This is a genomic window from Mesorhizobium sp. ES1-3, from assembly GCF_020164795.1.
Classification (GTDB): domain Bacteria; phylum Pseudomonadota; class Alphaproteobacteria; order Rhizobiales; family Rhizobiaceae; genus Mesorhizobium.
The window spans coordinates 38,395-64,690 of record NZ_JAIUGW010000016.1 but is presented as its reverse complement, the minus strand read 5'-3'; the positions used below and the strand labels follow the sequence as shown (position 1 = coordinate 64,690).

At 64.5% G+C, this 26,296-nt stretch carries 25 protein-coding genes; 14 read left to right on the top strand and 11 right to left on the bottom strand.

Annotation, left to right across the window (positions count from 1 at the left end):
• Positions 1–146: 146 nt before the first annotated feature.
• Together LB536_RS21025 and LB536_RS21020 are read right to left on the bottom strand one after the other, a co-directional pair.
• Positions 147–1,151 carry a cytochrome d ubiquinol oxidase subunit II gene (locus LB536_RS21025; RefSeq protein WP_224595957.1) on the bottom strand — a complete coding sequence of 335 codons (1,005 nt, stop codon included), beginning with the start codon at positions 1,149–1,151 and terminating at the stop codon, positions 147–149.
• 4 nt (positions 1,152–1,155) lie between these two features.
• Positions 1,156–2,517, bottom strand: coding sequence for a cytochrome ubiquinol oxidase subunit I (locus LB536_RS21020; RefSeq protein WP_224595955.1), 1,362 nt, complete (start codon positions 2,515–2,517; stop codon positions 1,156–1,158).
• A 322-nt stretch (positions 2,518–2,839) separates the two neighbouring features.
• On the opposite strand from LB536_RS21020, the gene LB536_RS21015 reads away from it, so the two are divergent.
• Positions 2,840–3,766, top strand: coding sequence for an ABC transporter ATP-binding protein (locus tag LB536_RS21015; protein WP_140765189.1), 927 nt, complete (start codon positions 2,840–2,842; stop codon positions 3,764–3,766).
• A 14-nt stretch (positions 3,767–3,780) separates the two neighbouring features.
• The gene (locus LB536_RS21010; protein WP_224595953.1) at positions 3,781–4,542 is read left to right on the top strand and encodes an ABC transporter permease; all 762 of its coding nucleotides are present in this window, start codon (positions 3,781–3,783) and stop codon (positions 4,540–4,542) included.
• Positions 4,543–4,598: 56 nt separating this feature from the next.
• Here the strand turns inward: LB536_RS21010 and LB536_RS21005 are convergent, their stop codons facing one another.
• Positions 4,599–5,636 (bottom strand): phosphatidylglycerol lysyltransferase domain-containing protein, encoded by a 1,038-nt coding sequence (locus tag LB536_RS21005; RefSeq protein ID WP_224595951.1) that lies wholly within the window; start codon positions 5,634–5,636, stop codon positions 4,599–4,601.
• Between the two features lie 435 nt (positions 5,637–6,071).
• Here LB536_RS21005 and LB536_RS21000 point away from each other — a divergent pair, with 435 nt between their 5' ends.
• The gene (locus LB536_RS21000) at positions 6,072–7,256 is read left to right on the top strand and encodes a flavin-containing monooxygenase (RefSeq protein WP_224595948.1); all 1,185 of its coding nucleotides are present in this window, start codon (positions 6,072–6,074) and stop codon (positions 7,254–7,256) included.
• A gap of 235 nt (positions 7,257–7,491) precedes the next feature.
• Here the strand turns inward: LB536_RS21000 and LB536_RS20995 are convergent, their stop codons facing one another.
• Complete coding sequence (locus LB536_RS20995; protein WP_224595945.1) at positions 7,492–9,495, bottom strand: PhoX family protein; 2,004 nt, start codon at positions 9,493–9,495, stop codon at positions 7,492–7,494.
• A gap of 275 nt (positions 9,496–9,770) precedes the next feature.
• On the opposite strand from LB536_RS20995, the gene LB536_RS20990 reads away from it, so the two are divergent.
• Complete coding sequence (locus LB536_RS20990) at positions 9,771–10,250, top strand: hypothetical protein (protein WP_224595940.1); 480 nt, start codon at positions 9,771–9,773, stop codon at positions 10,248–10,250.
• 179 nt (positions 10,251–10,429) lie between these two features.
• Here the strand turns inward: LB536_RS20990 and LB536_RS20985 are convergent, their stop codons facing one another.
• Both LB536_RS20985 and LB536_RS20980 read right to left on the bottom strand, forming a co-directional pair.
• A complete protein-coding gene (locus LB536_RS20985) occupies positions 10,430–11,092 on the bottom strand; it encodes a LuxR C-terminal-related transcriptional regulator (protein WP_140813206.1) in 663 nt (220 codons plus the stop codon).
• On the bottom strand, positions 11,089–12,480 hold the full coding sequence (locus LB536_RS20980) for a sensor histidine kinase (RefSeq protein ID WP_224595938.1): 1,392 nt from the start codon (positions 12,478–12,480) through the stop codon (positions 11,089–11,091). Before LB536_RS20980 ends, LB536_RS20985 begins: the two co-directional genes overlap by 4 nt.
• Positions 12,481–12,648: 168 nt before the next feature.
• Here LB536_RS20980 and LB536_RS20975 point away from each other — a divergent pair, with 168 nt between their 5' ends.
• The 4 genes from LB536_RS20975 (at position 12,649) to LB536_RS20960 (ending at position 16,094) form a co-directional block, all read left to right on the top strand.
• Complete coding sequence (locus LB536_RS20975) at positions 12,649–12,987, top strand: hypothetical protein (protein WP_140765229.1); 339 nt, start codon at positions 12,649–12,651, stop codon at positions 12,985–12,987.
• Positions 12,988–13,011: 24 nt separating this feature from the next.
• Positions 13,012–13,713, top strand: a complete 702-nt coding sequence (locus LB536_RS20970; protein WP_224595935.1) for a phosphatase PAP2 family protein — start codon at positions 13,012–13,014, stop codon at positions 13,711–13,713.
• Positions 13,714–13,998: 285 nt separating this feature from the next.
• Positions 13,999–14,277, top strand: a complete 279-nt coding sequence (locus LB536_RS20965; RefSeq protein WP_140765203.1) for a helix-turn-helix domain-containing protein — start codon at positions 13,999–14,001, stop codon at positions 14,275–14,277.
• A gap of 68 nt (positions 14,278–14,345) precedes the next feature.
• Positions 14,346–16,094: a SulP family inorganic anion transporter gene (locus LB536_RS20960; RefSeq protein ID WP_224595933.1), complete on the top strand. Its 1,749-nt coding sequence runs from the start codon at positions 14,346–14,348 to the stop codon at positions 16,092–16,094.
• Here the strand turns inward: LB536_RS20960 and LB536_RS20955 are convergent.
• Positions 16,084–16,701: a DNA-3-methyladenine glycosylase gene (locus LB536_RS20955; protein WP_140765207.1), complete on the bottom strand. Its 618-nt coding sequence runs from the start codon at positions 16,699–16,701 to the stop codon at positions 16,084–16,086. The genes LB536_RS20960 and LB536_RS20955 overlap by 11 nt on opposite strands.
• A gap of 129 nt (positions 16,702–16,830) precedes the next feature.
• Positions 16,831–17,685 (bottom strand): SMP-30/gluconolactonase/LRE family protein, encoded by an 855-nt coding sequence (locus LB536_RS20950; protein WP_224595930.1) that lies wholly within the window; start codon positions 17,683–17,685, stop codon positions 16,831–16,833.
• 113 nt (positions 17,686–17,798) lie between these two features.
• On the opposite strand from LB536_RS20950, the gene LB536_RS20945 reads away from it, so the two are divergent.
• Positions 17,799–18,599: a helix-turn-helix domain-containing protein gene (locus tag LB536_RS20945; RefSeq protein WP_224595928.1), complete on the top strand. Its 801-nt coding sequence runs from the start codon at positions 17,799–17,801 to the stop codon at positions 18,597–18,599.
• A gap of 111 nt (positions 18,600–18,710) precedes the next feature.
• A complete protein-coding gene (locus LB536_RS20940; protein ID WP_224595926.1) occupies positions 18,711–20,087 on the top strand; it encodes an adenylate/guanylate cyclase domain-containing protein in 1,377 nt (458 codons plus the stop codon).
• A 77-nt stretch (positions 20,088–20,164) separates the two neighbouring features.
• Here the strand turns inward: LB536_RS20940 and LB536_RS20935 are convergent, their stop codons facing one another.
• From LB536_RS20935 to LB536_RS20925, 3 genes are all read right to left on the bottom strand, one after another.
• Positions 20,165–20,992: a YiiX/YebB-like N1pC/P60 family cysteine hydrolase gene (locus tag LB536_RS20935; RefSeq protein ID WP_224595924.1), complete on the bottom strand. Its 828-nt coding sequence runs from the start codon at positions 20,990–20,992 to the stop codon at positions 20,165–20,167.
• Positions 20,993–21,089: 97 nt separating this feature from the next.
• Positions 21,090–22,031 carry a CHAD domain-containing protein gene (locus tag LB536_RS20930; RefSeq protein WP_224595923.1) on the bottom strand — a complete coding sequence of 314 codons (942 nt, stop codon included), beginning with the start codon at positions 22,029–22,031 and terminating at the stop codon, positions 21,090–21,092.
• The gene (locus LB536_RS20925; protein ID WP_224595921.1) at positions 22,028–22,501 is read right to left on the bottom strand and encodes a CYTH domain-containing protein; all 474 of its coding nucleotides are present in this window, start codon (positions 22,499–22,501) and stop codon (positions 22,028–22,030) included. The genes LB536_RS20930 and LB536_RS20925 overlap by 4 nt, the downstream gene beginning before the upstream one ends.
• Positions 22,502–22,590: 89 nt before the next feature.
• Between LB536_RS20925 and LB536_RS20920 the strand changes: the two genes are divergently transcribed.
• Genes LB536_RS20920 through LB536_RS20905 form a run of 4 tightly spaced genes read left to right on the top strand, consistent with a single transcriptional unit; the run spans position 22,591 to position 26,295 of the window.
• Positions 22,591–23,295 carry a CerR family C-terminal domain-containing protein gene (locus LB536_RS20920; RefSeq protein WP_224595919.1) on the top strand — a complete coding sequence of 235 codons (705 nt, stop codon included), beginning with the start codon at positions 22,591–22,593 and terminating at the stop codon, positions 23,293–23,295.
• On the top strand, positions 23,292–24,245 hold the full coding sequence (locus LB536_RS20915) for an HlyD family secretion protein (protein ID WP_224595917.1): 954 nt from the start codon (positions 23,292–23,294) through the stop codon (positions 24,243–24,245). The genes LB536_RS20920 and LB536_RS20915 overlap by 4 nt, the downstream gene beginning before the upstream one ends.
• Positions 24,242–25,162 (top strand): ABC transporter ATP-binding protein, encoded by a 921-nt coding sequence (locus tag LB536_RS20910; RefSeq protein WP_224595915.1) that lies wholly within the window; start codon positions 24,242–24,244, stop codon positions 25,160–25,162. Before LB536_RS20915 ends, LB536_RS20910 begins: the two co-directional genes overlap by 4 nt.
• Positions 25,159–26,295, top strand: coding sequence for an ABC transporter permease (locus LB536_RS20905; RefSeq protein WP_224595912.1), 1,137 nt, complete (start codon positions 25,159–25,161; stop codon positions 26,293–26,295). The genes LB536_RS20910 and LB536_RS20905 overlap by 4 nt, the downstream gene beginning before the upstream one ends.
• Position 26,296 lies beyond the last annotated feature (1 nt).

Genomic DNA, 26,296 nt, shown 5'->3' with positions numbered 1-26,296 from the left:
TGCCGGCAGGCGGATCAGGGGCGGCGCCGGCAGTTCGAAAGGCAGAGGCTACTCGCTTTGCTTGGCAAGTTCGTGCTGCCCCTCATTGTCCTGCCGGACATTTCTCCCCGTATAGTGACGGGGAGAAAGACGCTGTCATCCCACCCTCAATCGTAAGTCAGATCCGTCGCCTTGCCGCCGAACACGCGGTAGGCATAGAACGAATAGAAGATGATGATCGGCAGCACCACCACGGTGCCGGCCAGGATGATGGCCAGGCTTTCGGTCGCCGACGCCGCTTGCCAGATGGTCAGTCGATCGGGCACCACATAGGGATAGAACGACCAGGCAAGCCCGGCAAAGCCGAGCGCGAAGATGGCGGCCAGCGTCAGGAACGGCGTCAGCGAATGGCGGTCGTCGGGCCGCGGCAGATGGAAGGTCTGCCGCCACAGCCAGAGGAACAGCAGCGCCGACAGGATCGGCAGCGGCGACAGATAGAGCATCTGCGGCCAGCCGAACCATTTGGCGAAGATGCGCGGGCTGGCGAAGGGCGTCGCCAGCGACACCGCGGCCATGCCGAGCGCGGTCAGCACAAGTGCCGTGCGCAGCCAGAGCACCGCCTTCTTCTGCAACTCGCCCTCGGTCTTGTAGATCACCCAGGCCGCGCCCATCGCGGCGTAGGCCGCCGCCAGGCAGAACGCCACCAGCGCGCCGAACGCCATGCCGCCCGGCCCGATATCGAGGCCGAGCACGTAGACGCCCAGCATGTAACCCTGCGCCAGCGAGGCGATGACCGAGCCGAGGAAGAAGATGCGGTTCCAGCGGTGCTTGCGGCCGGCCGGCACCTTGGCGCGGAAATCGAAGGCGACGCCGCGCAGGATCAGCCCGACCAGCAGCACGAACACTGGAATGTAGAGCGCGGTCAGGATGACGCCATGCGCCAGCGGAAAGGCGACCAGGAGCAGGCCGACGGCCAGCACCAGCCAGGTCTCGTTGGCATCCCAGAACGGGCCGATCGCCGCGATCATCGTGTCCTGCTCGGTGTCCTCGGCGGCGGCGAACAGGATGCCGATGCCGAGGTCGAACCCGTCGAGAATGACATAGATCAGGATGGCGAGGCCCATCAGGCCGGCGAAGATGAGCGGGAGCAGGGTCGGCCAGTCGTAGGTCATCTTTTCACTCCCCCGCCGCCGGTTGCGACATGGCCGTCTTCATCACACCCGGCAGCGGCGAGGTGTCACCATCCTTGGCCGCCTTCAGCGCCAGGTGCACCAGCACGCCGAGATAGGCGATCAGCAAAAGCACGTAGAGGAGGAGATAGATGACGAGCGTCAGCGCGACATGGCTGCCGGCCACCGGCCCGACGGCGTCGGCGGTCTTCAACACGCCGGTCACCAGCCAGGGCTGGCGGCCGATCTCGGTCGTGTACCAGCCGGCCAGCGTCGCCAGCCAGCCCGACAGCGCCATCGGCACCATCAGCAGCGCGAGCGGCCTGGGCAGCGAATGCCGGCGCTTGAGGAAGAAGGCGGCCGACCACGAGACGGCGAGCATCAAAAGCCCGGTGCCGACCATGATGCGGAAGCTCCAGAAGAGTGGAAAGACCGGCGGATGGTTGCCCGGGAAATCGTTCAGCCCCGGCACCACGCCGTCGGCGCTGTGCCGCAGGATAACGCTGGCGCCGTCCGGAATCGTGACCTCGAATCTGTTTTCCTTGGCCGCCTCGTCGGGCAGCGCGAACAGCACCAGCGGCACGTTGGGGCCGGTGTTCCAGTTGGCCTCCATGGCGGCGATCTTCTGCGGCTGGTGTTCCAGCGTGTTCAGCCCATGCTGGTCGCCGGCCAGGATCTGGATCGGGATCAGGATGGCGGCCGTGAAGACGCCGGTGCGCAGCGCCTTCCACATCGATTCCGAACGGTCGCCCTTGAGGTAGCGCAGCGCCGACAGGCCGGCGATCAGGAACGACACGGTGAGCCCCGAGGCGAGCAGCATGTGCACCAGCCGGTAGGGCATGGAGGGGTTGAAGACGATGGCCCACCAGTCGACGGCGTGTGCCACGCCGTCGCGCATCTCGAAGCCGGCCGGGGTCTGCATCCAGGAATTGAGCGCGATGATCCAGAACGCCGACAGCGTGGTGCCGCCGGCGACCAGCACCGTCGCCAGCGTGTGGACGCGGTTGGAGACGCGGCGGAAGCCGAACAGCATGATGCCGAGGAACGCCGCCTCAAGGAAGAAGGCGGTGAGGATCTCGTAGGCGAGCAGCGGCCCCGCGATGTTGCCGACGTGCTGCATGTAGCCCGGCCAGTTGGTGCCGAACTGGAAGCTCATGGTGACGCCCGACACGACACCCATGGCGAAGGACAGCGCGAACACCTTCACCCAGGTGAAATAGGCGCGCATCCAGGCGGAATCATTGGTCGCATTGTAGCGCAGCTTGAAGAACAGCAGCATCCAGCCAAGGGCAATGGTGATCGTCGGAAACAGGATATGAAACGAGATATTCGCGCCGAACTGCATGCGCGAGAGAATGAGCGGGTCCATGGCGGGCTCCGGCTGCTTATTACTTATTCGACGCAATTCCCTAGGGAAAGCGTTGTGCGCTTTTCCCGGGAAAACCGCTTCACACTTTTCCTGGAATTGCTCCAATACTGGCGAAGGATAGGCCCGAAGCGGGATCAGGTCAAAGCGGCGTCCCGCCGCGAGGCTGAACGCCACAGGACAATTTTACCGGATAGAAGCGACGCATTTCCGGCCAGCCCCGGGCTTCGATGTCCAGAACTGGCAGCAGGGCATTGACTTGCGGTTGCACTGGGCGACAACAGGCCTATATCAAGTCACCTCTTTCAGGCAGCCGTTTTCAACCATGCCGTCCATTCTGTCCATTTCCGGGGTCTCCAAGACCTACGCCACCGGCTTCACCGCGCTCAAGGAAGTCAGTCTCGACATAGAGCGCGGCGAGATCTTCGCCCTGCTCGGTCCCAACGGCGCCGGCAAGACGACGCTGATCTCGATCGTCTGCGGCATCGTCAACCGCTCGTCGGGCACCGTCACCGTCGACGGCCACGACATCAACAAGGACTATCGTGCCGCGCGCAGCCTGATCGGGCTGGTGCCACAGGAACTCACCATCGATGCCTTCGAGACCGTGTGGGCAACCGTCAACTACAGCCGCGGCCTGTTCGGCAGGCCGGCCAATCCGGCCTTTGTCGAGAAGGTGCTGCGCGATCTGTCGCTGTGGGACAAGAAGGACTCCAAGGCGATCACGCTGTCGGGCGGCATGAAGCGGCGGCTGATGATCGCCAAGGCGCTGTCGCATGAGCCGCGCGTCCTGTTCCTCGACGAGCCGACCGCCGGCGTCGACGTCGAACTGCGCCAGGACATGTGGGCGATGGTGCGCCGGCTGCGCGAGGACGGCGTCACCATCATCCTCACCACGCACTACATCGAGGAAGCCGAGGCGATGGCCGACCGCGTCGGCGTCATCAATCGCGGCGAGATCATCCTGGTCGAGGACAAGGCCGAACTGATGCTCAAGCTCGGCCGCAAGCAGATGTCGCTGGAGCTGCGCGCCCCGCTCGGCAGCGTGCCCGACGGGCTCTCGAACTACGCGCTCGAACTGTCGCCGGACGGCAACCAGCTCACCTACACCTATGACAACCAGAGCGACCGGCCGGGCGTCGCCTCGCTGATCCGCGATCTCGAGGCGGCCGGCATCCAGTTCCGCGATCTCGACACCAAGAACAGCTCGCTCGAAGAGATCTTCGTCAATCTTCTGAGGCAAGAGCCATGAATCCGCGCGCAGCCATGAATCTACGTGCAGTGTGGGCGATCTACCGGGTCGAGATGGCGCGTGCGTTCCGCACCGTGCTGCAGAGCATCATCTCGCCGGTCATCTCGACATCGCTCTATTTCGTCGTCTTCGGCTCGGCCATCGGCTCGCGCATCACAGAGATCGACGGCATCAGCTACGGCGCCTTCATCGTGCCGGGACTGATCATGCTGTCGCTCCTGACGCAGTCGATCTCCAACGCTTCCTTCGCCATCTACTTCCCGAAATTCGTCGGCTCGATCTACGAGCTCCTGTCGGCGCCGGTCTCCTACCTGGAGATCGTCATCGCCTATGTCGGGGGTGCGGCCACCAAGTCGATCATCCTCGGCCTGATCATCCTGGCCACGGCCTCGCTGTTCGTGCCGCTGCACATCGAGCATCCGTTCTGGATGCTCGCCTTCCTTATCCTGACGGCGGTGACCTTCAGCCTGTTCGGCTTCATCATCGGCATCTGGGCGAAAAGCTTCGAGCAGCTGCAGCTGGTGCCGCTGCTGATCGTCACCCCGCTGACCTTCCTCGGCGGCAGCTTCTATTCGATCCACATGCTGCCCGGCATCTGGAAGACGATCACGCTGTTCAACCCGGTGGTCTACCTGATCAGCGGATTTCGCTGGAGTTTCTACGGCAAGGCCGACGTCTCGGTCGTCGTCAGTCTCGGCATGACGCTGGTGTTCCTGGCCGTCTGCATCGCGATCGTCGCCTGGATCTTCCGCACCGGTTACCGGCTGCGCAACTGATCGGCTGGGACTTGGTTCCTCTCCCCCGCTCCGCGGGGGCGAGGAAAGGGCAAATCTCAAATTGCCTTGACCAGCCGCAGCAACCCCAGCATCTCGATATAAGTCCCCTCGCGAAAGGCGATGTAGACCGGCTCCTCGACGCCGTGGAAACGGCGCTTGAATGCCGCCTGGCCCTGCAGGTTGAACCTGCGGCGGTTGACCCAGGGCGAATCGTAGGCGCGCTGGAAGGTATTGCGCCAGAAGTCGCTTTCGGCAAATCCGCTCGGGCCGACATCGACGAGCGGCGACAGGCCGAGCGTCACCACCGAAACGCCTTCCTCGCGAAAGCGGTCGACGGCGAATTTGGTCAGGCCGATCTCGGCATGCGGCGAGGCATCGATATGCTTGCGCTTGAAGGCGGTAGTGTAGCCGATCACCTTGCCGTCGGCGAACATCGGATCGAAATCGAGCAGCGCGACCAGGCCGCCATCGGGACCGTGCAGTACGAAACGGCGCATGTCGGTGCCGAGCTGATCGTAAAACGGACGGTTCAGGAACCCCATCTCCCAGCGCTTGACGATGCGGTCGCCGCGCCAGTTTTGGGAGAGCCGGGAGATCTCGTCGAGGTGGATCGTGCGTTTGTCCTCCTCGAACGAAAAGCCTTTCTTCAGCAGCCAGCGCTCGGAATAACGCACCGTTTCGTTGCGCTTGCCGGAAAAATCATGCTCGGGCAGCGGCAGGCGGGTGTCGATGCCCAGCCGGTTCACCTTGTAGCCGAGGCCGGCAAGGACCTGGGCGGTCTGTTCGCCGATCTGCACGAACCATGGGCCGCCGGCACTCTCGACGAAGCGTCTGATATAATCGGGCCGCTGCGCCGGTGCCGCCACCGGATCGCCGAGCGCGAAATGATGCTTCATCTTGGTCCCGAAGGCGATGTAGCCGTCGGCGTCGCCAAAATAGGAAAGCTTGGGCTGCACGGCGGTGGAATAGGCGAGCGAGAAGTCGCCATGGCGGCGCACCAGCGCCAGCCGTTCGACATGCGTCAGCGCCCGGCGCTCGACCTTGGGCGAGGCACCCTCGAGGATGTTGTCGAAATAGATCCGCAAGGAGGGCATGGTCGAGATTCCGCGTGCCGTTTGTGGCGCGACGTGTCCGCCGACACGCAAGACGCGCCACGGCGTCTTGATTTTTCGCGGGTAGCCGAAATCGGTTGCCGGTTTCGAATGCCTGCGTCCGTGACGAGATCCGCCAGCCCCCGGACCTCGAATCAATCACTTTGCCGCGACCTGATTATCGCCGATGCCGCCGATATGCCATATAGGGCTGGATGTATTCGGACAGAAGCGGGTAATCCGCTCCATGTCGTTGTTTTGGCCGCGGCGCCGCGACCGGCTGTTTCCACCGGGTGGCGCAATGCTCTGGAAGCGAGACCGCGCCTCGGCGCGGGTCATCGAAGATCGGCATCGATTTGCCGTTTGGCGCGATCAAACGGTTACAGCGGCCTGCGAGCCTTCGGGGTTGCGGTAAGGGCGAATGGGATTTGAGATTGAATGGCTGATACAACACCTGGGACGATGATGGAGCAGCTGGTGGCGGTCGAGCCGGCGATCGTCATTGGCGCCGGCGTCGCCGGGCTGGCTGTCGCGCAGGCCTTGATGAAGGCCGGCGTGGCGACGGCGATCCTGGAGAAGGAAAGCCGGCTGGCCGAGCCCTGGCGCCGGCGCCACGAACAGCTGCACCTCAACACCCACCGCGATCTCTCGGCGCTGCCCGGCCTTGCCTATCCCAAGGGTACCCCCGCCTTTCCGCACCGGGATGTCGTCATCCGCCATATGAGCGATTTCCATGAGGCGAACCGTTTGCCGGTGGAGTTTGGCGTCTCCGTCGAGGCCATCACGTCCGGGGGCGACCACTGGATCGTGCGCACCAGCGGCGGCTTGCGCCTGGCGCGTCATGTCGTTGTCGCCACCGGCCGCGACAGGGAACCCTTCACGCCGCAATGGAAGGGCGTGCAGGCGTTCGGGGGCCGGATCATCCACTCGGCGGATTTCGGCGACGCCCAGGCCTATGCGGGCAAGAAGGTGCTGGTTGTCGGCGCCGGCAATTCGGGCTTCGACGCCCTCAATCATCTGGCGGGCATTGATACCGCCGCTGTCTGGCTGTCGGCCCGCAACGGCCCCGCTCTTTTGCCCAAGCGCGTCGGCAAGATCGCCGTGCACCGCCTCTCGCCGCTCATGGCACGCCTGCCGCTGCGCCTCGCCGATGCGGTCATGGCGGTGACGCAGCGCCTGGTTTTCGGTGATCTCACCAAATTCGGCTTGCCGCCCGCGCCCGCCGGCGGCGCCAGCCGCCTGACCTCGGACTATACCGCGATCGCCGCCGACGATGGCGCCGTCGATGCCATCAAATCGGGCAGGATCGTGGTGGTGCCGGGGATACGGGAGTTCACCCGCGATGGCGTCATCCTGGCCAATGGCAGCCTGATCGCTCCCGACATCGTCATTGCCGCGACGGGCTACCGCACCGGGCTGGAGCGCATGGTCGGCGATCTCGGCGTCCTCGACGAGAAGGGCGTTCCGCTCTTCAACGGCGGCCAGGCCGATCCGAAACTGCCCGGCCTGTGGTTCACCGGCATGCGGCCGAGCATCCGCGGCTGCTTCGCCAATGCCGCCATTTTGGCCAGGGCGATAGCTGGGCGGATCGCCGGTCCCGGCCATCCGGGCACCTCACGCTGATTTCGGCTCCAGTAGTCGGAACCGACAGCCTCGGTAGGCATCTCCTCGTCGGCCTTGCCGGCATTGTTGAGGGCAAGCGAGGGTGAGAGCCAATTCACGCGCCAATCTTTCCCGAGGCTTGAATACAACACGCATTCAAAAAGAGGGGCCTCGGATCCCCGAGGCGCCTCTCGTTTTGTCTACAGCATGTCGCGGCGAATAGGATCACTTCCGGGCGACATGCATTAGCCCGACGTCAGACGGCGATCTTGCCGCCGCCCTGTTTGGTGATCGCCACGACCGCCGGCCGCACCGGCATGTCGGGCTTGAAGTCGGGCCAGCGGGTCGACGGGTCCTCGTAATAGGAGGGCCGGCCAAACGCTTCCCAGTCCTCGCCACCGTCGCCCGGATGCTGGACGGCGACGAAGGCGGTCCGATCGTCCGGCGCGAACAGCGGGCCGCACATCTCGGCGCCGATCGGCACCTGGAAGAACAGTTTCGAGGTCGCCCGCGCCGGTCCTTCCGTGTCCACCGCCCACAGGCCGTCGGTGCGGCCGGTGGCCTTCGGACCCTGGCCGTCGGTGGCGACCCAGAGGCGCCCGGCCGAATCGACCGCGCAATTGTCGGGCATGCCGAACCAGCCATTGGCCGTCGTCGCGGTGGAGAAGGTGGCGCCGACATCGGCCACCGACGGGTCGCCGCATTTCAGCAGCACTTCCCACTTGCCCTTCGTGGCGGCGAAATCGCCGCCGTCCTCGACGATCTCGATGATATGGCCGAAGGCATTCCCGGCGCGCGGGTTGGCGGCGTCGACCTGATCGGCCTTGCGCTTGGAATTGTTGGTCAGCATGACATAGACCTTGCCGTTGCCGGCATTAGGCTGGATGTCCTCGGGCCGGTCCATCTTGGTGGCGCCAAGCAGGTCGGCGGCGCGGCGCGTCTCGATCAGCACGTCGGCCTGGCCGGCAAAACCGTTTTCCGCCGTCAGCGGACCCTGGCCGAACACGATCGGCATCCATTCGACCGAGCCGTCCTCGGCGAATTTGGCGACATGCAGCGTGCCGTCGTCGAGCAGGTCCTTGTTGGCCGCGCGGTCGCCGGCGTTGAACATGCCCTTGGTGACGAATTTGTAGACATAGTCGAAGCGCTCGTCGTCACCGAGATAGAAGACGACGCGGCCGTCCTTGGCGACGATCGACTCGGCGCCCTCATGCTTGAAGCGACCCATGGCGGTGCGCTTGCGCGGCACCGAATTCGGGTCGTTGACGTCGACCTCGACGATCCAGCCGAAGCGGTTGGGCTCGTTCGGCTCCTTGGCGAGGTTGAAGCGGTCGTAATGCGCGCCCCATTCATAGGCGCCTTCCGGGATGCCGAGGCGCTTGTAGTTGGCGGCTTCCTTGTGGCCTTCCGGCAGCTCGCCGGAAAAATAGCCATGAATGTTCTCCTCGGCCATCACATAGGTGCCCCAGGGCGTGACGCCGCCGGCGCAGTTGTTGATCGTGCCGAAGACCTTCGTTCCCGACGGATCGGCATTGGTCTTGACGCGGTCATGGCCGGCGACCGGGCCGGACAGCGCCATCTCGGTGCTGGAGGTGATGCGGCGGTTGAGCTTGCCGTCGCGCACCACCTGCCACTTGCCGCCGTCCTTGCGGATCTCGACGATGGTGCCGCCATGGGCGGCCATCTCGACATCGACCTGCTCCTTCGAGAGCGGCGCCACCTCGGCCGACTTCTTGCCGTCCTTCTCGACGATCTTGACGAGGCCCGGGAACATCAGATGCGGGTTGGTGTATTCGTGGTTCACCACCAGCAGGCCATGTTCCGCCGAGCCGTCAATCGCGATATAGCCGACATAGTCGTTGTTGTAGCCGAACTGCCTTGCCTGGGCTTGCGCCGACTGCTTGGTCGGGTCGAATTCCGGCGAATCGGCAAACAGCGGATCCCCCCAGCGCAACAGCACGTCGGCGTCGTAGCCCGGCGCGACATGGTGCTTGTCGTCGATACCGGCCTCCAGCTCGTCGAATTTGAAGGCGGAGCCGTCCGCGGCGCGGGCATCGTCGGAGGCAATCATAGCCAGCGGGCTGACGGTGGCGGCGATCGCGGAGACGGCAAGCGAACCCTTGAGGAAGCCACGGCGCGAAAAACGTGCGGCGATGATCTCGCCCATCGTGCGGTTTTCGCTGGGATTGTTGGCCGGGCCTTCGTTTTCCTCGAGCAGGCTGGTGCGGAATCGGGCGTCGGGGGTGCGATGTTCGGTCATGGGAGCCTCTGGCTTGGATTGGCTGGAGCTTGTTGCCTGTTCGACGCCTTACAGTCGGCTGATCACATTTTCGTGACAGGATATCGGCACTGCCGCTCCCTCACGCTACCGTTTTTCATGCTGGGTCTGGGACTTTGGTCCAACCTTGCGCCTGCAAAGGTCCTGGGAGAGAAACGCAACGGTCGGAGGTCGCTTCCGGTCACCACGTCTTTCGGCGATGTTGGTTGCACTGCAACGTTGGGGTGGGCGCGCCGGCTCAATCGACGGAGATCAGTATGCACGGATCGATCACGGCCCGTTGTTGCCGTCTGGCTCTGAGATCGGCGGCGCTTCTGGCGCTGACCGTCGCCCCCTATGGAGTTGTCTTCCATGGTTTCGTGCCCGGAATCGATGCCGCGACCGCACATGCCGACAAGGGCGGCAATGGTGGCGGCAACGGCGGTGGTAACGGCAACGGCAACGGCGGCAACAGTGGCGGCAGTGGGAATAGTGGGAATAGCGGGAACAGTAACGGGAATAGCGGCGGCGGCAACAACGGAAAAGGCAAGGGGCAGGGCGACAACAACTCCAGCCATGTCAACGCCACGACCGGCGACAAGGTCGACGTGGACGGCAGCAAGATTTCAGTTCAGCACCCCGACGGCATGACGGAAACCATCGAGAACGGCCGTTTCAGGATGAAGGATGCGCTGGGCCGCACGATCATCGACCGCCGGGCCACACCGGCCGATGTCAGCCGTCTCAGGGGCCTGTGAATTTCGGCCCTGTGAATTTCGCCCTTGTGAAGCTGGTCAACAGGCAACGACCAGTTTCACACGTCACCTCCGCCGCCCCCCGGCGGAGGTGACCTCCTTTTGCGTGGCGTAGCGCTTTTCCTGGCGGAATGCGTAAAAACAAGAGCTGGAGCGACTCGGCGATCAAACGCTGAACCGCCCTATGAGAAGTCCCGCTCGCGGTCGCGAAACTCGCGCATCATGAGGGCTGCTTCAGTGCGGTTTCGCACGTTGAGTTTCGACAGCACCCCCGTCATGTGGTGCTTGACGGTCTTCTCCTGCAGCTCCAGGCGCAAGGCGACTTCCTTGTTGCTCAGCCCCTCCGCCACCAGCCGCAGGATTTCGGTCTGCCGGCCGGTGAGTTGCCGCAGCCGGTCCGCCACGCCGTTGGCAGGCTGCAGGGACTGCACATCGGAAAGCAGCCGGGCCGACAGCATCGGCGAAAGATAGCTTTCGCCAGCCGCCACGTTGCGCAGGATATCGGCGAGCGAGCGCGACCCGACGCCTTTGAGGACATAGCCGCGCACCCCTGCGTTCAGGGCCTTGGTCACATCGGCATTGGCCTCTGAAACAGTCAACAGGACGATCTTCTGAGCGGGATGGTCGGCAAGGATGCTTACAACCGCGGCCAGGCCGCCGCCTGGCATCGAAATGTCGAGCAGCAATATATCGGGCTGCACGGTCGAGGCGATGCGTTCCGCGTCCTGCGCGGTCGCACCTTCCCCGGCCATCTCGAAGCCTCCGATCTCCGACAGGCTGCGCGTCACGCCTTCGCGGAACAGCGGATGGTCGTCGACAATGGCGATGCGGATTGCGCCCATCATGCTTGCTCCTCAACCGAAAGACGGATCACCAGCTTCGTGCCTTTCGGCCCGCTCAGGGTTTCGAACTGTCCGCCAATGCTTTCGACCCGCTCCCTGAGGCCGGCCAACCCCAACCCCTCGGCCCGCGCCGGATCGAAGCCCGGCCCGCCATCCGACACTTCAACGAAAAGCCTGCCATCTTTCATTCCTGCACGCACCGCCTGATCCTTGCCCCGCCCGTGGCGGTAGGCATTGTTCAGCCCCTCCTGCACGAAGCGATAGATGCTGATCTTCTCAGAAGCGCCGGGCTCGGGCAAATGTCCGGGCAGCGTCAGCTTCACCGACGTGCCGGTACGGTGCTCATGTTCCTCGATGGCCAGCCGCAACACATCCGCCGCCGCCGCCGTTTCTATCTGCGGCAGCACCAGGCCGTTGCAGATGCCGCGTATCTCGCGCATCGCGTCCTCCAGCGTCTTGCGGATCATGGCGACCTCGGTCGAGCGACCTTCGCTGCCATGGCCGTCGCCGGTAAACACCGGACTGTCCATGCGCAGCGCCGCCAGGGCCACGAGCTGGGCAGGGCCGTCATGCAGGTCGGCGCCGATCCGCCGCAGGTATCTTTCGTTGAGTGCGGTGGCGCGCCGCGACGCCCGCTGCACGCGTTGCCGCAAGGCGCTGTTCTGCGTCACCAGGCCTTGCAGCTCCGACACCTGCCGGCGCAGCGCCCCGCGCTGGTCGTCGATGGTGCGGCTGGCGCGCAGGACGATGCCCGACAGAAGCAGGAATGCGGTCAAGGTGGTGCCGGCCACGACCAGCCAGCTCGACCGCAGGGCGGAAGCCAGCGTGGCTTTGAAATCGGTCGCGACCTCATAGAATTCGGTGACGGCGACCACGTCGCCGGACCAGGGTTCGCGCACCGGATTGTAAATCTCGAGCAACGGCACGCCCGAGCCCCGCACCTTGTCTTCGTTTTCGTCGAATGTATCGAATTGGGCAACGACACTGCCCTGGAAGGCGGAACGCAGATTTTTGTTCATGTCGAAGCGGCGGCCGATCAATTCCGTGTCCTTCGCGTAGAGCACCATGCCGTCGCGGCGCCAGAGCCTGAACGATGCCAGGCGTTTGCCGAGCGCGCCCTGGCCGAGCGTCTCGTCGAGCGCCTGTTTGACGGATTCGCTGAGCTCCTCGTTCTTGCGCAGGTCGGGCAGCAGCGGCGCAATCACGCTGTCGACATAAAGCGCCGTCGTGGCAGCCGAATTGCGGGTGACGCCGTCCCGGATCTGCGTCGTCACCCAAGTCCCTACGACCAGCATGACGACAAGCAGCCCAAAGCCGCCGGCAACGACGAATTGCAGGGCAAGGGAAAGCTCGCTCCAGCGCCGCGCCAAGTTCTGAAGAATACGAATCATGGACCCCTGACCGCCCTTCTATCGACATGCCGGGCGATTCCAGCACATTGAGCTTCAGTCTCGCCCTTGCCAAGACCCTCCTTGGAGCGACGTTGCTTGACGTCTAGGCGCGCTTCGGAAACAAGGTCCGCGATATCAGGCGAAAGCCGCTTCGAGGGGGACGAGACATTGAGTTTTTCGGGATTGCTGCAGCTTGGCTTTTCGACGGTGATCTTCCTGCTGGCAGCGACCGCCGCCAAGCAATGGGGCCTGGCGCCGAGCCTGGGCAAGATCCTGCTGACGCTGGCGCTCTATTCGCTGGGCAATTTGATCATGCTGCGGCTGATCCGCGAGTTCGGCATGTCGGTGTCGTTCAGCCTCTCGGCGGTGATCCAGCTGGTCTCGGTCAACGTGGTGGCGCTGGTGTTCTTCGGCGAGCGCGTCAACGCGCTGCAGGCGGCCGGCATCGCACTGGCGATCGCCGCCGTGGCGCTGATCACGCTCGGGCCCTATCTGCAAGGGCGATGATATGACGACCGAGGTACCGGCCCGATGAAAGACAACGCAGGCAGTCTGTTCAACCGGATCGAATTCCCGGTGCTGCTCGCTGGCCTGGTCATCGCCGGCGGGCTGTGGGGCTTCGTGGAACTCATGGAGGTAGCACGCGCCACCGCCCCGCATGGTTTCGACACCGAGATACTTCTCGCCTTCCGCCAGCCGGGCCAGCCCGGCGTTCCCATCGGCCCATCATGGCTGGAAGGGGCGATGCGCGACATCACCAGCCTTGGCAGTACCAGCGTGCTGGCGCTGGTCACCACGGCGACGATCATCTATCTGCTCTTGATCCGCAGGCGTGGGACCGCGCTTCTCATCCTCGTCGCCGTGGCTGGTGGCGAGGTGCTGTCGAGCCTGCTGAAAGTCGGCGTCGACCGGCCGCGTCCGGAACTGGTTTCGCACCTGGTCAACGAGACCTCGCTTTCCTTCCCGAGCGGCCATGCCATGCTGTCGGCGGTGACCTATCTCACGCTCGGTTCGCTGGCGGCGCGCTTCCTGCCGGGCCGGACGGCCAAGGTCTACGTCTTGTTCCTGGCGGTGCTCACGACGGTGCTGGTCGGCGTCAGCCGCATCTATCTCGGCGTCCACTGGCCGTCCGATGTGCTGGCGGGCTGGTGTGCCGGTTTCGCCTGGGCGATGCTATGCTGGTTGGTGGCGCGGCTTCTGCAATGGCGCCAGGCGGTGAGCGACGACGCCTGACCCCGCCGTCAGATCAATCTGTTGATGAGATGCCCGCCACAGCCCGCCAGCGCCAAAACCATCGACAGCAAGCCTGCCGATGTCATCAAGGTCTTGAAAACGTTCAACCGCGTTACCCCTGCCCCGGATGGGCAGCACCCTAGCTTGAAATCCTCGGGAAGTATCGAAGAAAAATGGACAATCTGGCGAAGACGCTTACGTCTGAAACCCTTATAATGATGCTTGAAACATCACAATGAAGGTATTATACGTTATATCAGCAGACTCAGACATGGGTTCCGGCCGATGATCACTGCCGCGCAGATGCGTGCCGCAAGGGCCTTGGCCGGCATCGACCAGAAGACGCTCGCCGAGCGCGCCGGCGTTTCGCTTCCAACCATCCAGCGCATGGAAGCGAGCGATGGCGTGGTCCGGGGCGTGGTCGATACGCTGATGAAGGTCATCCAGGCTCTCGACGAGGCAGGGGTGGAACTGATCGGCGAGAACCAGGCCAGCGAGCGAGGCGGCAGGGGCGTGCGCCTCAAGCCCGCCGTGTCGCCGGATCCCAGGGCTGAGCCGGCATAAGTCGCGACGGCGACCGCCGACAGTCCTGCCGACGATCCCGCCGCCTTTGCAGGTGCGGAAGGCAGTCCATGGATCAAGCGCGTCAGACAGTGCATCAACCGGCCCACCAGGCGGCCCACCAGCCGGTGAAGCCGACATTTTCCGAACTGTTCACGCCGAAGCTGGTGACAGTCTGGCGGGAGGGTTACCACCTGCCGCAATTCAAGGCGGACTTCATGTCCGGCCTGACCGTAGCCATCGTCGCGCTGCCGCTGTCGATGGCAATCGCGATCGCGTCGGGCGTGACGCCGGAACGCGGCCTCTACACCTCCATCGTCGGCGGCTTCATCATCTCGGCCTTGGGCGGCAGCCGCTTCCAGATCGGCGGCCCGGCCGGCGCCTTCATCGTGCTGGTGGCGGCAACGGTTGCGCGGGTTGGCGTCGACGGCCTGCTGCTGGCGACGATGATGGCGGGCGTCTTCCTGCTTGCGATCGGGTACCTCCGCCTCGGCACCTACATCAAATTCATTCCCTATCCGGTCACCGTCGGCTTCACCGCCGGCATTGCCGTCATCATCTTCTCCGGCCAGATCGTCGAACTGTTCGGGCTGATCCTGCCGGGCAAGGAGCCCGGACCGTTCGTGCCCAAGCTGATCGCGCTTGGCGAAGCGGCCGGCACGATCAACCCCGCCGCAACCCTGGTGGCGGTGCTGACCATCGCAACCATCGTTTTCCTGAAGCGGTGGCGGCCGAAATGGCCTTCCATGCTGATCGCCATCGGGCTTGCCTCGCTCGTCGTGGCGCTGTTTGCACTGCCGGCCGAGACGATCGGCACGCGCTATGGCGGCATCCCGCGCAGCCTGCAATGGCCTGGCCTGCCCCCGGCCAGCTTCGGCAGGATGCTCGACGTCCTGCCCGACGCCATCGCCTTCGCGCTGCTCGGCGCCATCGAATCGCTGCTGTCGGCCGTTGTAGCCGACGGCATGACGGGCCGGCGGCACCGCTCGAATTGCGAGCTGGTGGCGCAAGGCTTCGCCAACATCGCGTCCGCCCTGTTCGGCGGCGTCTGCGCCACCGGCACCATCGCCCGCACCGCCACCAATGTGCGGGCCGGCGCACACGGCCCGGTTTCGGGCATCGTCCATTCGGCCATCCTGCTGGTGCTGATGCTGGTGGCGGCACCACTCGCAAGCTACATCCCGCTCTCGGCCCTTGCCGGCGTGCTGGCGGTGGTCTGCTGGAACATGTTCGAGAAACAGGCTTTCGTCACGCTGCTCAGGGCATCGCGCGGCGATGCGCTGGTGCTGTTGGCGACCTTCCTGATCGTCGTCTTCCGCGACCTGACCGAAGGCATCGTCGTCGGCTTCGCGCTCGGCTCGATCCTGTTCATCGATCGCATGGCGAAGTCCGTCGCCGTCGAGGCGGATCTGGCGCAGGACGATGTCGCCGACAGCGGCGCCGGCGGCTATGATTCCAGCGAGGCCGCTGACGCCGACACCGTCGTCTATCGCATCTCGGGCGCCTTCTTCTTCGGTGCCGCCTCCACCGTCGGCAGCGTGCTCGACCGCATCGCCGACCAGCGCCGCAACTTCATCCTCGACTGTTCGGCCGTGCCGCTTTTTGATTCGACGGCGGCCAATGTCATCGAAAGCGCGGCCCGCAAGGCGAGGCGCGCCGGCGTGCGCTTCATCATTTCGGGCGCCTCGCCGCGGACACGGCGCATGCTGATCAACCACGGCGTCAAGCGGCCGCTGGTGACCTATGCCGCTTCGATCCGCGATGCGCGCGCGCAGCTGGCGGGAGAACAGGAGGCGGAGCAGCCGTCCCTCAACGGTTGAGCGATCCCGGGCCGCTGACGAAAGGACTTGCCTTCAGGTAAAATCGCAGCAGGCGTTCGGCATCCTTCGAAATGCCGATCCTGATGCTCTGCCCGATTTCAGCGGGGACGTGGTCTTCGTGTGCGAGCCATAGCGGGCCTTCCCGGCAAAGGTCGATCCCGTCGAGCGATCGATCGATCCGCAATGCCGCGGCCAGCCTTCCCGGCCCGCGCGCCAGGTCGCGCAGGCGCTCGACGCCACGGTTCAGCCGCATGATAGCGATGCCTTCCAGCGGCTCCAGCGCCCGGATCAGCACGCCGGTTCCCCTGCCTTGCGTCTCGCTCGAAACGTTCAGCATGAACGAGATGCCGTAGGCGAGATAGACATAGGCGTGCCCGCGCTCGAGAAACAATGACCGGTTGCGCGGCGTCATTCCCCGAAAGCCGTGCCCGGCGGCATCGCCGACGACATAGGCCTCGGTCTCGACGATGCGGCCGCTGACCCTGCCTTCGGGCAAATCGCGCACCACCAGCTTGCCGATGAGATCGCGGGCGAGGGCGGCCGTATCGTCCGGCAGGTCGTCCCGCGCGAGCGGCGGATGATTGTCGCTGTGGCTCACGGCATCCATGGGGGCGCTCTGATCTCGCGGTCGTCCATGGCACACCTCCCTGACCATCACCGTGGATGGACCGTCCTACCACGGTCCATCCACGGCTGTCAGCGAAGGTCGCACGGGTCGGCCCCGCGGCGGCGATTCTCAATCGATCTTCAGCGCCGCCACCTCGCCCTCGTTCATCAGTGGTACATAGAGGATCGACTTGCCGTCGGTGCCGATGTCGGCGCTGCCCGGCTTGAAATGCGCCACCGCTTCCGGCGTGCCGCCGGTCCTGTCTCGGTAGAGCGTGCCGGTCATGTAGGCGGTGGCATAGATGGTGTCGCCAATGGCGACGATGCCGTCGAGGTCGGCGAACCTTTGGGCGCCCGCCAGCGGCGTTACCGTCTTGCTGGCGAGGTCTACCGACAGCAGCCCGCCCGGCTCGGCGGTGCTGAAATCGGCCTTGATGCCCTTGCCCCATGAGGCCACGATCAGCCTGCCGCCATCGGCGAAGACGCCGTTCGGCGAGGCAAGCAGCGGGTCCTTGACGAACAGATCCGGCCTTTCGCCGTCGATGCGGTAGATCGTGTCGGCCAACATGTCGGTGACATAGACCTTGCCGGACCGGTCCGATGTCATGTCGTTCAGGAAGACCGCGTTCGGCACAACGATGCTGGTGACGAGCTTGCCGCTGGCGAGGTCGACGACGCGGACCTTGGTGATGTCGGCGACATAGAGCTTGCCGCCCGATATCGCCATGCCCTTGGGCGCGTCCATGCCGTCGGTCCAGTGCTGGGTTACGATCTTGCCGTCGAGGGACAGCACGCTGAGATAACCATTGCCGTCGGCATCGCCCGGATTGCCGACGATGTTGGAAACGATGATGCGGTCGTTGGCGGCGTCGAACAACGCCGATTCCGGCTGTTCGAGGCCCGTTGCGCGCCAGAGCTCGCCGGCCTGGGCGGGAGCGGCGATGCCGATGGCGGCGATAAAGGCAGAGGTGATGAGGCGTTTCATGTCCGGTCTCCTTTGATGATGGCGGAGACCTAGGGTTCTCGATACTTTTCGGAAAGAGTATTTGGCGTTAGTATCGAATGTCGATACGAAACCGACCGCAAGAGGTGCATCCCATGAATGGTTTGATCTTCGAGGCGCTGAAGCGGACGCTGAAGGCGAAGGGCGTCACCTATCGCGGCCTCGCCGAACGCATGGGCGTTTCCGAGCCGACGGTGAAGCGCATCTTCCATGAGAAGAACTGCAAGCTCGACCGCCTGGTGGAGATCTGCGCCGCCGCCGGCGTCGAGCTGGAAAACGTGCTCGGCTCGATGAGCAGGGGGCCGGGGCCGGTCAACCACATCGCGCCCGAGATCGAACGCCGGCTCGCCGGCCGGCCGGCGCTGCTGTTCGTCTTCGTCATGTTGTCGGAAAAATTCACGCCGCAAGGCATCATGCGCTCGCAGGGCCTGAGCGAAGCCTCGATGTTCCTCTATCTGCGCGACTTGGAGGAGCTCGGCCTGATCACGCTCGGTCGTGGCCTTTCGGCGAAATTGCTGGTCGAAACGCCTATTCAATGGAATTTCGAGGGGCCGCTCAGGCCGCTGTTCGAGATGACCAACAAGAATTTCATCGGCTGGGCGATCACCCATATCGAGCGGGAGGCGACCTTCGTCAGCTTCTCCAGGCGGATGCGGCCGGAGACGGCGGAGATGGTGCGGCGCGAGGCCGAGGAGCTGGCCGACCGCGCGAAACTGCTGGCCCATCACGACCAGCACACCACGCCCGAGGACGGGTTGGTCGGCCACAAATGGACGTTCGCCTTCGGCGCCACGCCGTTCGAGGCGATCATGCCGATCGGCCCGCATCCGCGCGACGCCGGGGCGTTCGATCGGCCCGCGGCTCCAGCAAAGGGACGCCGCCCGTTACCGGCCTGATACAGAAAAACGAAATCACATTCATGATATAGTTCGCGCACTGATTTGTCAGATTGTAGAAGGCGGGTTTGCCGAATGCGTGACACGTCCCCGTGAAATCGAAGTGATCCTATGTCGACCGCGCCAACACTTGAACTTCGCCGCTATTCGCGCCTGAAAAATTTGCGGGCGCGTGCAGAACGCCAGGGTGCTGCATTACAGTTCTGGGCGCGTACGGCATCGCTCGCCGTGATCTCCTGCTTCTTTTCATTGACCAGCCGCTGGGATGCTTCGCTGCTCTTCGTGCTGGCGGGCCTCGTGCTGTTCCAGCTCATCGGCCTGATCCAGTTTCTCTTTGCTCGCCGTCGCACGGCGCGATGGTGGATCGGTTACCTCGCCGGTACGCTGGACATCATTCTGTTGACCGTTCTGCTGATAACGCCCAACCCGTTTTCCCTGGAGGTCGCGCCGGCCGCGATGCAACTGCGCGAGGGCAGCTTTAAATACCTGCTGATTTTCGTATGCCTTGGCGCTCTGACCCTTTCGACACGATTGGCACTCTATCTCGGCGCGCTCGCGGCCCTGACATGGGCGATCGGGGTGGGATGGGTGATCTCCCATCCGGGAACCGTAATTCCGGCGACGAACCTCTATTCGCTGCCAATGACAGAGCGACTGAACCTCTATCTCAACCCCAATTTCGTCGATACATTTGCGCAGGCGACCAACATGTTGGTTGTGCTGATTATCGGCGCGATCATGGCGCTGGTCGTCTTTCGTTCCCGACATCTGTCGGAGGACTACGTCAAGGCAGAGCGCGCCCGCGCCAATCTCGCCCGGCATTTTTCGCCCAATGTCGTCGACCAGCTCGCCACCGATGACGAGCCCTTCGGCCCGGTCCGCCGGCAGGATATCGCGGTGCTGTTTGCCGACATCGTCGGCTTCACACACTATTCCGAGGATCATCCGGCCGAAGCAGTGTTCGAACTTCTGCGTCAGTTCCACCGTCGCATGGAACAAGTCGTTTTCGACCACCATGGCACCGTCGATAACTATATCGGCGATTGCATCATGGCGACATTCGGGGTTCCGCAAGCCAGCCATGACGACGCGACTCGGGCCATCCAATGCGCTGAAGCGATGGTCGCCGCTCTCGAAGACTGGAATGTACAGCGGGTGTCCAGGGGATACCCGCCGCTGGACGTTCGGATCGGTGCACAATATGGCGCAGTGGTCATCGGCGCGGTCGGCAGCGAGCGCAATCTGTCCTTCGCGGTGGTGGGCGACACCGTCAACGTCGCCAGCCGTTTGCAGTCGCTCTGCCGTGAGCTTCAGGTGAATATTTGCTTTGGGTCACGACTGATTGAGGCCGCGAAGGCGGAATCGCCCACGACACCGTCGAATGCGCGCGATCACGGACCGATGAGCATCCGCGGCCGGGACGAACCGGTCCATGTCTGGGTCGAACACAGAGCCGAAAACCAGGGTTCTATTGCGGTTCCGGCGTGACATAGGCCGCCATGTGAAACGCCTGCACCTCGGCGGGATAGCGGTAGGCCGCGTGTCCTGACCTAGGCCGAAAGCCATCACGTGTCCGTCGCGGTTGCGCCAGCCTTTGCGGCTGCGGCGTCTGTGCTTGCCTTGTCGTCCCAGACCATTTGCCGGTAGTCGAAACCATATTCCAGCGTCGGCTTGACGATGCGGAAAAACGGCGACAGGTCGAAATCGCGCGGCGTGTAGAGCGAGTGGTGACGAATGTGCAGGATTTCCTTGCGCATATAGGTCGACTGTGCCGAGGCGCGGCCGGGCGCGCGGGTAATGTCGGGCAGGATCGGATAGCGGATCTGGCCGTAAGCCTCGGCGATCAGCGTCGAGCAGATCGCCCGGGTCGGGTTGCCGGAGCCGAAGGCCAGCATGCGGCGGCGCCAGCGCACCGGTACCGGCGGCGCCGGCAGGAAATAGCGCAGCATGTCGAAGATGTTCTTGAGATCGTATTTCAGGCCGAGCTTGCCGATCATGAAGGCAACGACCTTGTCACGGTCTTCGGGTGTCAGGCCGCTCGCCCGGCAGATGCGGGTGTTGTAGCTCCGGTACCGCGACAGCGGCACGGCGACACAGCCTCCGCCGAGCGTAACCTCGATCAGGCGCCGCCGTTCCGAGCCGTCGTCCGGTTCGGCCAATGCGTCGCCGACATAGAAGGCCGCGTGCGACCACGTCGACTGGGTCAGGTATTTGATCGCCGCCGAGATTTTCTGGTTGCCCTCGATCAGCAGGATGTCGCCCGGCTCCAGCGTGCGGCGCAGTGTTTCGGCGTCGGAAGGCGTGTAGGGCTCGTAACCCGAGGATTCTTCCTGCAGCCGGCCGGCAAGCCAGCGGCCTATGCGGTCCAGGAGCGTGTCGGCGGGCTGGGTCATGACTACGCGTGACTAGCACGAGGTGGCGGGAACGTGCCAGCGCGCCCGGCGCGTTCTCCCTTCTCCCACACGGGTGAGAAGGGGAGGCACTGGCGCATCAGCCCACCGTCGCGTTCGCGTCTTCCTGCGCCGCGCCGGCAAGATCGTCGCGGGCCTTGCGGGCAAGCATCTTCGTCGAGCGCTTCGGGCTGTCGCCGAACAGTTCGGCCGCCTCGGCAAGGCACGCCTTCTTCAGGCCCTTTTCCGAGCGCTTGAGCAGCTTGCCGAGAAGTTTCGTATCCTCGGGCGGCCCAAGCGGCTCGCTGTCCGCCTCGAGCAGCGCACGCATGACGAACACGTCATGCAGTTCGCCGAGCCGTTCGCCCAGTTCATCGACGGCCTTGCGCCGCGCCTTGATCGGCGTCGGCCACAGCCTGCCAAGCAGCGACAGGTGCATGCCATGCGTCTTGGCCGCCTTGCGCAGGTCGTGGAAATCGTTGGCCTCGCCGTGCGAGCCGGCCTTGTCGAGCGCCTTCCTGGCACGGCGCAAGGTGGCGCGCGCGCCTTCGGCGAGCACGTCGGCGGCCTGTTCCGGCTGGTCGGGCAGGACAAGGGATTCGATGCGCTTCATGCCGTCTTCGCAGGCGGCGGTGGCCGCGCCGATCGCGGCCTGCAGGCCGGCGCCCTCATGCAAATCGTGCTGGCGGGCGATGAGCCTGTCGCGCACGCCATCGAGCCCGCCATCGGCGCTTTCCTTCGCGAAACTCTGAGCCAGCCGGTCGATGGTTTCGATCAGCGCCGTCGCCTCACGCAGGCCGGCAAGCAGCGCCGCCACATTGCGATAGCATTGGTTTTCCGTGGTGCAGAATGTTTCGTCTCCGGAACGAACGAGGCGCAGCAAGGCCCGCGCGCCCTTCAGCCGCTTGCGGCATTTGTGCAGCCCCTGTTCCGGCCGTGTGCGCGCCGCATCCAGATGCAGCAGGGCCTTGCCGATTTCCTCGGCAAGGATGCGTCTGACCTCGCCGGTCAGCGGCATGCGCGGGTCTATGCGAAAGCTCATGCGGCGATCTCCGGTATCCCCCCGAGGGCGAGCGACGCGTTGTAGAACTTCTGATCGCCGGTGACTTCACGGCCGAGCCAGTCCGGCAGCATTTCGTCCGGAACGTCTTCCGGAGTCTCGAGTTCGGCCACCACAAGTCCCGCCAGTGCGCCACCAAAGACATCGACTTCATAGAGATAGCCGCGATGCCTAACATGGTGACGTGTCTTGTCGATGACACGTCCGATGGCGAAGTCCAGCATTTCCACCGCCTCCTCAAGCGGGATCGGATATTCGAATTCGTCGCGCTCGCGCGCGCTGCTGCCGAATTTGAGCGTCAGTTTGGCCGAGGCTCCGTCGCTGATGCGGATGCGGACGGTTCGTCCGGGTGCCATGGCGAGATAGAACTGGAGAATGCGGATATCCGCTTCCACCAGATCTCGCCATGCGGTGCTGGAGACCAGGAACTTGCGCTCGATTTCCTTGCCCATGGCCACGCACTAAAGCGGTTGCCGCGCGCGATGGCAAGACGGCGCTGCGCCAGTTGACTTTAATCAATCGATTGATTAAAGTCTTGCCCATGACCAAATTGCCGAACGCCAAGACGCCCCGCCGCGCGGCATCGCCGGCTGAGCTGACGCGTTCCGCGCTGGTCCGGGCGGCGCTGAAACTGTTCGGGCGACAGGGTTTCGACGGCACCTCGACACGCGAGATCGCGGCCGAGGCGGGGGCCAATATCGGCTCGATCGCCTATCATTTCGGCGGCAAGGAAGGTCTTCGCGCCGCTGCCGCCGACTTTATCGTCGACACCATTCAGGCCGTCGCCGGCCAGGCGCTTGGCAATGGACAGGCGGCGACGGCAAGCGATCCGGAGGCGGCGCGGGCGCAGCTCTTCGCGGCCCTGGAGCGGATGGTCGGCTTTGTCGTTGCCAGCCCGCAGGCCGGAGAGATCGTGCAGTTCGTGCTGCGTGAGCTGTCGCATCCGACGGCGGCGCTCGACCGCATCTATGAAGGCGTCTTCGAGCCGACGCATCGCCGGCTGTGCCTGATCTGGGAGCAAGCCACCGGCGAGCCGGCCGAGAGCGAACGGACCCGGCTCACCGTGTTCACGCTGATCGGCCAGGTCATCTATTTCCGCATCGGCCGCGAGGCGGTGATGCGCCGCATGGGCTGGCACGACATCGGTGCCGCAGAGGCCGCCAAGGTGGTGGAGGTCGCCACGGACAACCTCGGCGCCATACTGGCCGCCCGAAAGGCGGCAGGGATGAAGGGATCGGGACAATGAGCTTTCTGTGTTCGCTGCCGCTCGCCGCCCAACTGTTTGGTGCCTGCGCGCCGGCGGCACCGCTCGCCGTCGGTTATGTCGAGGGCGATTACGTGCTCCTTGCGCCGATCGAGGTGGCGCAGGTCGAGACGGTGATGGTGAAGCGCGGCGACCGCGTCACGCCGGGAGCCATCGTGGTGACACTCGAAAACGCCGACGCCAAGATCGCGGTGGCGCAAGCTCAGGCGGGCCTCGCCCAGGCGCAGGCGCAGCTTGCCGACCTGCAGGTGGGTAAGCGGCCGGAAGAAATCGCAGCACTCAGGGCCCAGGTCGACATGGCCAAGGCGCAGGCCGACGACGCCAAGCGCAAATACGACCGCGCCGCCGATCTGTTCAAGCGCGGCACCGGCACGCAGGCCGACTACGACACCGCCTCGGCGACGCTGGAGACCGCCAATGCCCAGGTCGGCCAGGCGCAGGCTAATCTCGCCGTCGGCGGCCTGCCGGCGCGGACCGAGACGATCAAGGCCGCCGACAACCAGGTCAAGCAGGCGCGGGCGGAGCTGGAACAGGCGCAATGGCGCCTGTCCAAGCGCACCCTCGCCGCCCCTTCGCCCGGCCGTGTCAACGACGTCATCCGCAATCCCGGCGACACGGCGGGCCCGACCGCGCCTGTCATCTCGGTGCTTCCCGACGGCGCGGTGAAGCTCAGTGTCTATATTCCGGAAAGCGCGTTCTCCTCGGTCAAGGTCGGCAGCCTGCTCAGCGTCCGTTGCGACGGCTGTGGCCCGGGCGTCAAGGCGCGCGTCAGTTACATCTCGCCCGATCCCGAATTCACCCCGCCGGTGATCTATTCGCTCGAGAACCGGCAGAAGCTGGTCTACCTCGTCGAGGCGCGGCCGGAGGGCGACGCGGGGCCGTTGCAGCCCGGCCAGATCGTCGATGTCGATCTCGCGGATATGGGAAAATGAACGTCATCGACGTTCACGGCCTGGTCAAGCGCTTCGGCGACAAGACCGTCGTCGACCACGTGACCATGTCGGTCGCCGAGGGCGAGATCGTCGGCTTCCTCGGCCCCAACGGCTCGGGCAAGACCACCACCATCCGCATCATGTGCGGCCTGCTGACGCCGGACGAGGGCGAAGGTACGGTGCTGGGTTTCAACATCCGTACCGATGCGCTCAGGATCAAGCGTGAAGTCGGCTACATGACGCAGAAATTCTCGTTCTACGAGGATCTGACGATCGGCGAAAACCTCGAATTCGTGGCGCGGCTCTACCGGCTGAAGCCGGTCGAGGAGTATGTCGCCCGGACATTGGAGGATCTCGGCCTGGCGACGCGCCGCAACCAGCTGGCCGGCACCTTGTCCGGCGGCTGGAAGCAGCGGCTGGCGCTGGCCGCCTGCATCATGCACGAGCCGAAACTGCTGCTGCTCGACGAGCCGACGGCCGGCGTCGACCCGAAGGCGCGGCGCGAGTTCTGGGACGAGATCCATCGCCTGGCCAGCGGCGGGCTCACCGTGCTGGTCTCCACCCATTACATGGACGAGGCCGAGCGCTGCCACCGCATCAGCTACATTTCCTATGGCAGGATGCTGGCCACCGGCACCGTCGCCGAGGTGGTGAAGAATGCGGGCCTGACCACGTTCGTGCTGCAGGGTCCGCGGCTCGACGAGGTGGCGCAAGCGCTGCAAGGCCGCCCCGGCGTCGACCAGGTGGCGCCGTTCGGCGCCACGCTGCATGTCGTCGGTTCCGACCGCAAGAAGCTCGAGGCTGCCCTTGCCGATGTCGAGAAAGAGCACAAGGGCGTGACGGTGACACCGGGCGAAACCAGCCTGGAGGATGTGTTCATCCAGTTCATGTCGGGATCGAAGGACAACATGGCATGAACAGCGTCTTTTCCTTCGCGAGGCTCGGCGCCCTGCTGATCAAGGAATTCATCCAGATGCGGCGCGACCGCATCACCTTCGCCATGATGCTGGGCGTGCCGCTGATCCAGCTCGTCCTGTTCGGCTACGCCATCAACAACGACCCGAAAAGCCTGCCGGCGGCGCTGGTGGCGACCAGCAGCGATCCCTACACCCGCGCCATGGTCTCGGCGCTGCAGACCACCGGCTACTACCGCTTCGATCATGTCGCGCAAAGCGCTGACGAGGCCGAGTTCCTGATGGCGCGCGGCGACGTCGCCTTCGTCGTCACCATCCCAGCCGATTTCGCCCGGCGCGTCGAGCGCGGCGACAAGCCGCAGATCCTGATCGAGGCCGACGCCACCGATCCGGCGGTCGCCAGCGGCGCCATCTCGACGCTCGGCACCATCGCCGGCCAGGCGCTGCTGAGAGCGCAGGGCATGCAGGAAGCCGCCGCCGAGACCGCCAGGGGACAGCTCGATGTCGTCGTCCACCGGCGCTATAATCCCGAAGGCATCTCGCAATACAACATCGTGCCTGGCCTGCTCGGCGTCATCCTGCAGATGACCATGGTCATGATGACCTCGATCGCGCTGACGCGCGAGACCGAGCGCGGCACGATGGAGAATCTCCTGGCGATGCCGTCGAGCCCGCTGGAGATCATGATGGGCAAGGTGCTGCCCTATCTGGCGGTCGGGGCGGTGCAGGTGGTGGTGGTGCTGGCGGCGTCGAAGCTTCTGTTCGCCATACCCTTCACCGGCTCGATGACGCTGCTTCTGTCGGCGGTGCTGGTGTTCGTGCTGTCCCTGGTGCTGCTTGGCTACACGATCTCGACCATCGCGCGCACGCAGATGCAGGCGCTTCAGCTCACCTTCTTCTTCTTCCTACCCTCGATCATGCTGTCGGGCTTCATGTTCCCCTATCGCGGCATGCCGGACTGGGCGCAGACCTTCGGCGAGATTTTCCCGCTGACGCACTTCCTGCGTATCACCCGCGCGGTGATGCTGAAGGGCGCCCAGCTGCCGGCGGTGGCGACCGAGATCGGCTGGCTGGTGGTCTTCGTCGCGCTGTTCGCCGGCGTGGCATTGGTGCGCTTCAGGCGCACGCTGGACTGAT

What these genes read in the sequence shown, in the direction of transcription:
- LB536_RS20940 (WP_224595926.1), top strand. Translation starts at nt 18,711, where the DNA reads ATGTCGACCGCGCCAACACTTGAACTTCGCCGCTATTCGCGCCTGAAA.
- LB536_RS20945 (WP_224595928.1), top strand. Translation starts at nt 17,799, where the DNA reads ATGAATGGTTTGATCTTCGAGGCGCTGAAGCGGACGCTGAAGGCGAAG.
- LB536_RS21010 (WP_224595953.1), top strand. Translation starts at nt 3,781, where the DNA reads ATGAATCTACGTGCAGTGTGGGCGATCTACCGGGTCGAGATGGCGCGT.
- LB536_RS21000 (WP_224595948.1), top strand. Translation starts at nt 6,072, where the DNA reads ATGGCTGATACAACACCTGGGACGATGATGGAGCAGCTGGTGGCGGTC.
- LB536_RS20930 (WP_224595923.1), bottom strand. Translation starts at nt 22,031, where the DNA reads ATGAGCTTTCGCATAGACCCGCGCATGCCGCTGACCGGCGAGGTCAGA.
- LB536_RS20985 (WP_140813206.1), bottom strand. Translation starts at nt 11,092, where the DNA reads ATGATGGGCGCAATCCGCATCGCCATTGTCGACGACCATCCGCTGTTC.
- LB536_RS20905 (WP_224595912.1), top strand. Translation starts at nt 25,159, where the DNA reads ATGAACAGCGTCTTTTCCTTCGCGAGGCTCGGCGCCCTGCTGATCAAG.
- LB536_RS21020 (WP_224595955.1), bottom strand. Translation starts at nt 2,517, where the DNA reads ATGGACCCGCTCATTCTCTCGCGCATGCAGTTCGGCGCGAATATCTCG.
- LB536_RS20915 (WP_224595917.1), top strand. Translation starts at nt 23,292, where the DNA reads ATGAGCTTTCTGTGTTCGCTGCCGCTCGCCGCCCAACTGTTTGGTGCC.
- LB536_RS20995 (WP_224595945.1), bottom strand. Translation starts at nt 9,495, where the DNA reads ATGACCGAACATCGCACCCCCGACGCCCGATTCCGCACCAGCCTGCTC.
- LB536_RS21025 (WP_224595957.1), bottom strand. Translation starts at nt 1,151, where the DNA reads ATGACCTACGACTGGCCGACCCTGCTCCCGCTCATCTTCGCCGGCCTG.
- LB536_RS20965 (WP_140765203.1), top strand. Translation starts at nt 13,999, where the DNA reads ATGATCACTGCCGCGCAGATGCGTGCCGCAAGGGCCTTGGCCGGCATC.
- LB536_RS20980 (WP_224595938.1), bottom strand. Translation starts at nt 12,480, where the DNA reads ATGATTCGTATTCTTCAGAACTTGGCGCGGCGCTGGAGCGAGCTTTCC.
- LB536_RS20935 (WP_224595924.1), bottom strand. Translation starts at nt 20,992, where the DNA reads ATGACCCAGCCCGCCGACACGCTCCTGGACCGCATAGGCCGCTGGCTT.
- LB536_RS20920 (WP_224595919.1), top strand. Translation starts at nt 22,591, where the DNA reads ATGACCAAATTGCCGAACGCCAAGACGCCCCGCCGCGCGGCATCGCCG.
- LB536_RS20955 (WP_140765207.1), bottom strand. Translation starts at nt 16,701, where the DNA reads ATGGATGCCGTGAGCCACAGCGACAATCATCCGCCGCTCGCGCGGGAC.
- LB536_RS21005 (WP_224595951.1), bottom strand. Translation starts at nt 5,636, where the DNA reads ATGCCCTCCTTGCGGATCTATTTCGACAACATCCTCGAGGGTGCCTCG.
- LB536_RS20990 (WP_224595940.1), top strand. Translation starts at nt 9,771, where the DNA reads ATGCACGGATCGATCACGGCCCGTTGTTGCCGTCTGGCTCTGAGATCG.
- LB536_RS20960 (WP_224595933.1), top strand. Translation starts at nt 14,346, where the DNA reads ATGGATCAAGCGCGTCAGACAGTGCATCAACCGGCCCACCAGGCGGCC.
- LB536_RS20970 (WP_224595935.1), top strand. Translation starts at nt 13,012, where the DNA reads ATGAAAGACAACGCAGGCAGTCTGTTCAACCGGATCGAATTCCCGGTG.
- LB536_RS20950 (WP_224595930.1), bottom strand. Translation starts at nt 17,685, where the DNA reads ATGAAACGCCTCATCACCTCTGCCTTTATCGCCGCCATCGGCATCGCC.
- LB536_RS21015 (WP_140765189.1), top strand. Translation starts at nt 2,840, where the DNA reads ATGCCGTCCATTCTGTCCATTTCCGGGGTCTCCAAGACCTACGCCACC.
- LB536_RS20910 (WP_224595915.1), top strand. Translation starts at nt 24,242, where the DNA reads ATGAACGTCATCGACGTTCACGGCCTGGTCAAGCGCTTCGGCGACAAG.
- LB536_RS20925 (WP_224595921.1), bottom strand. Translation starts at nt 22,501, where the DNA reads ATGGGCAAGGAAATCGAGCGCAAGTTCCTGGTCTCCAGCACCGCATGG.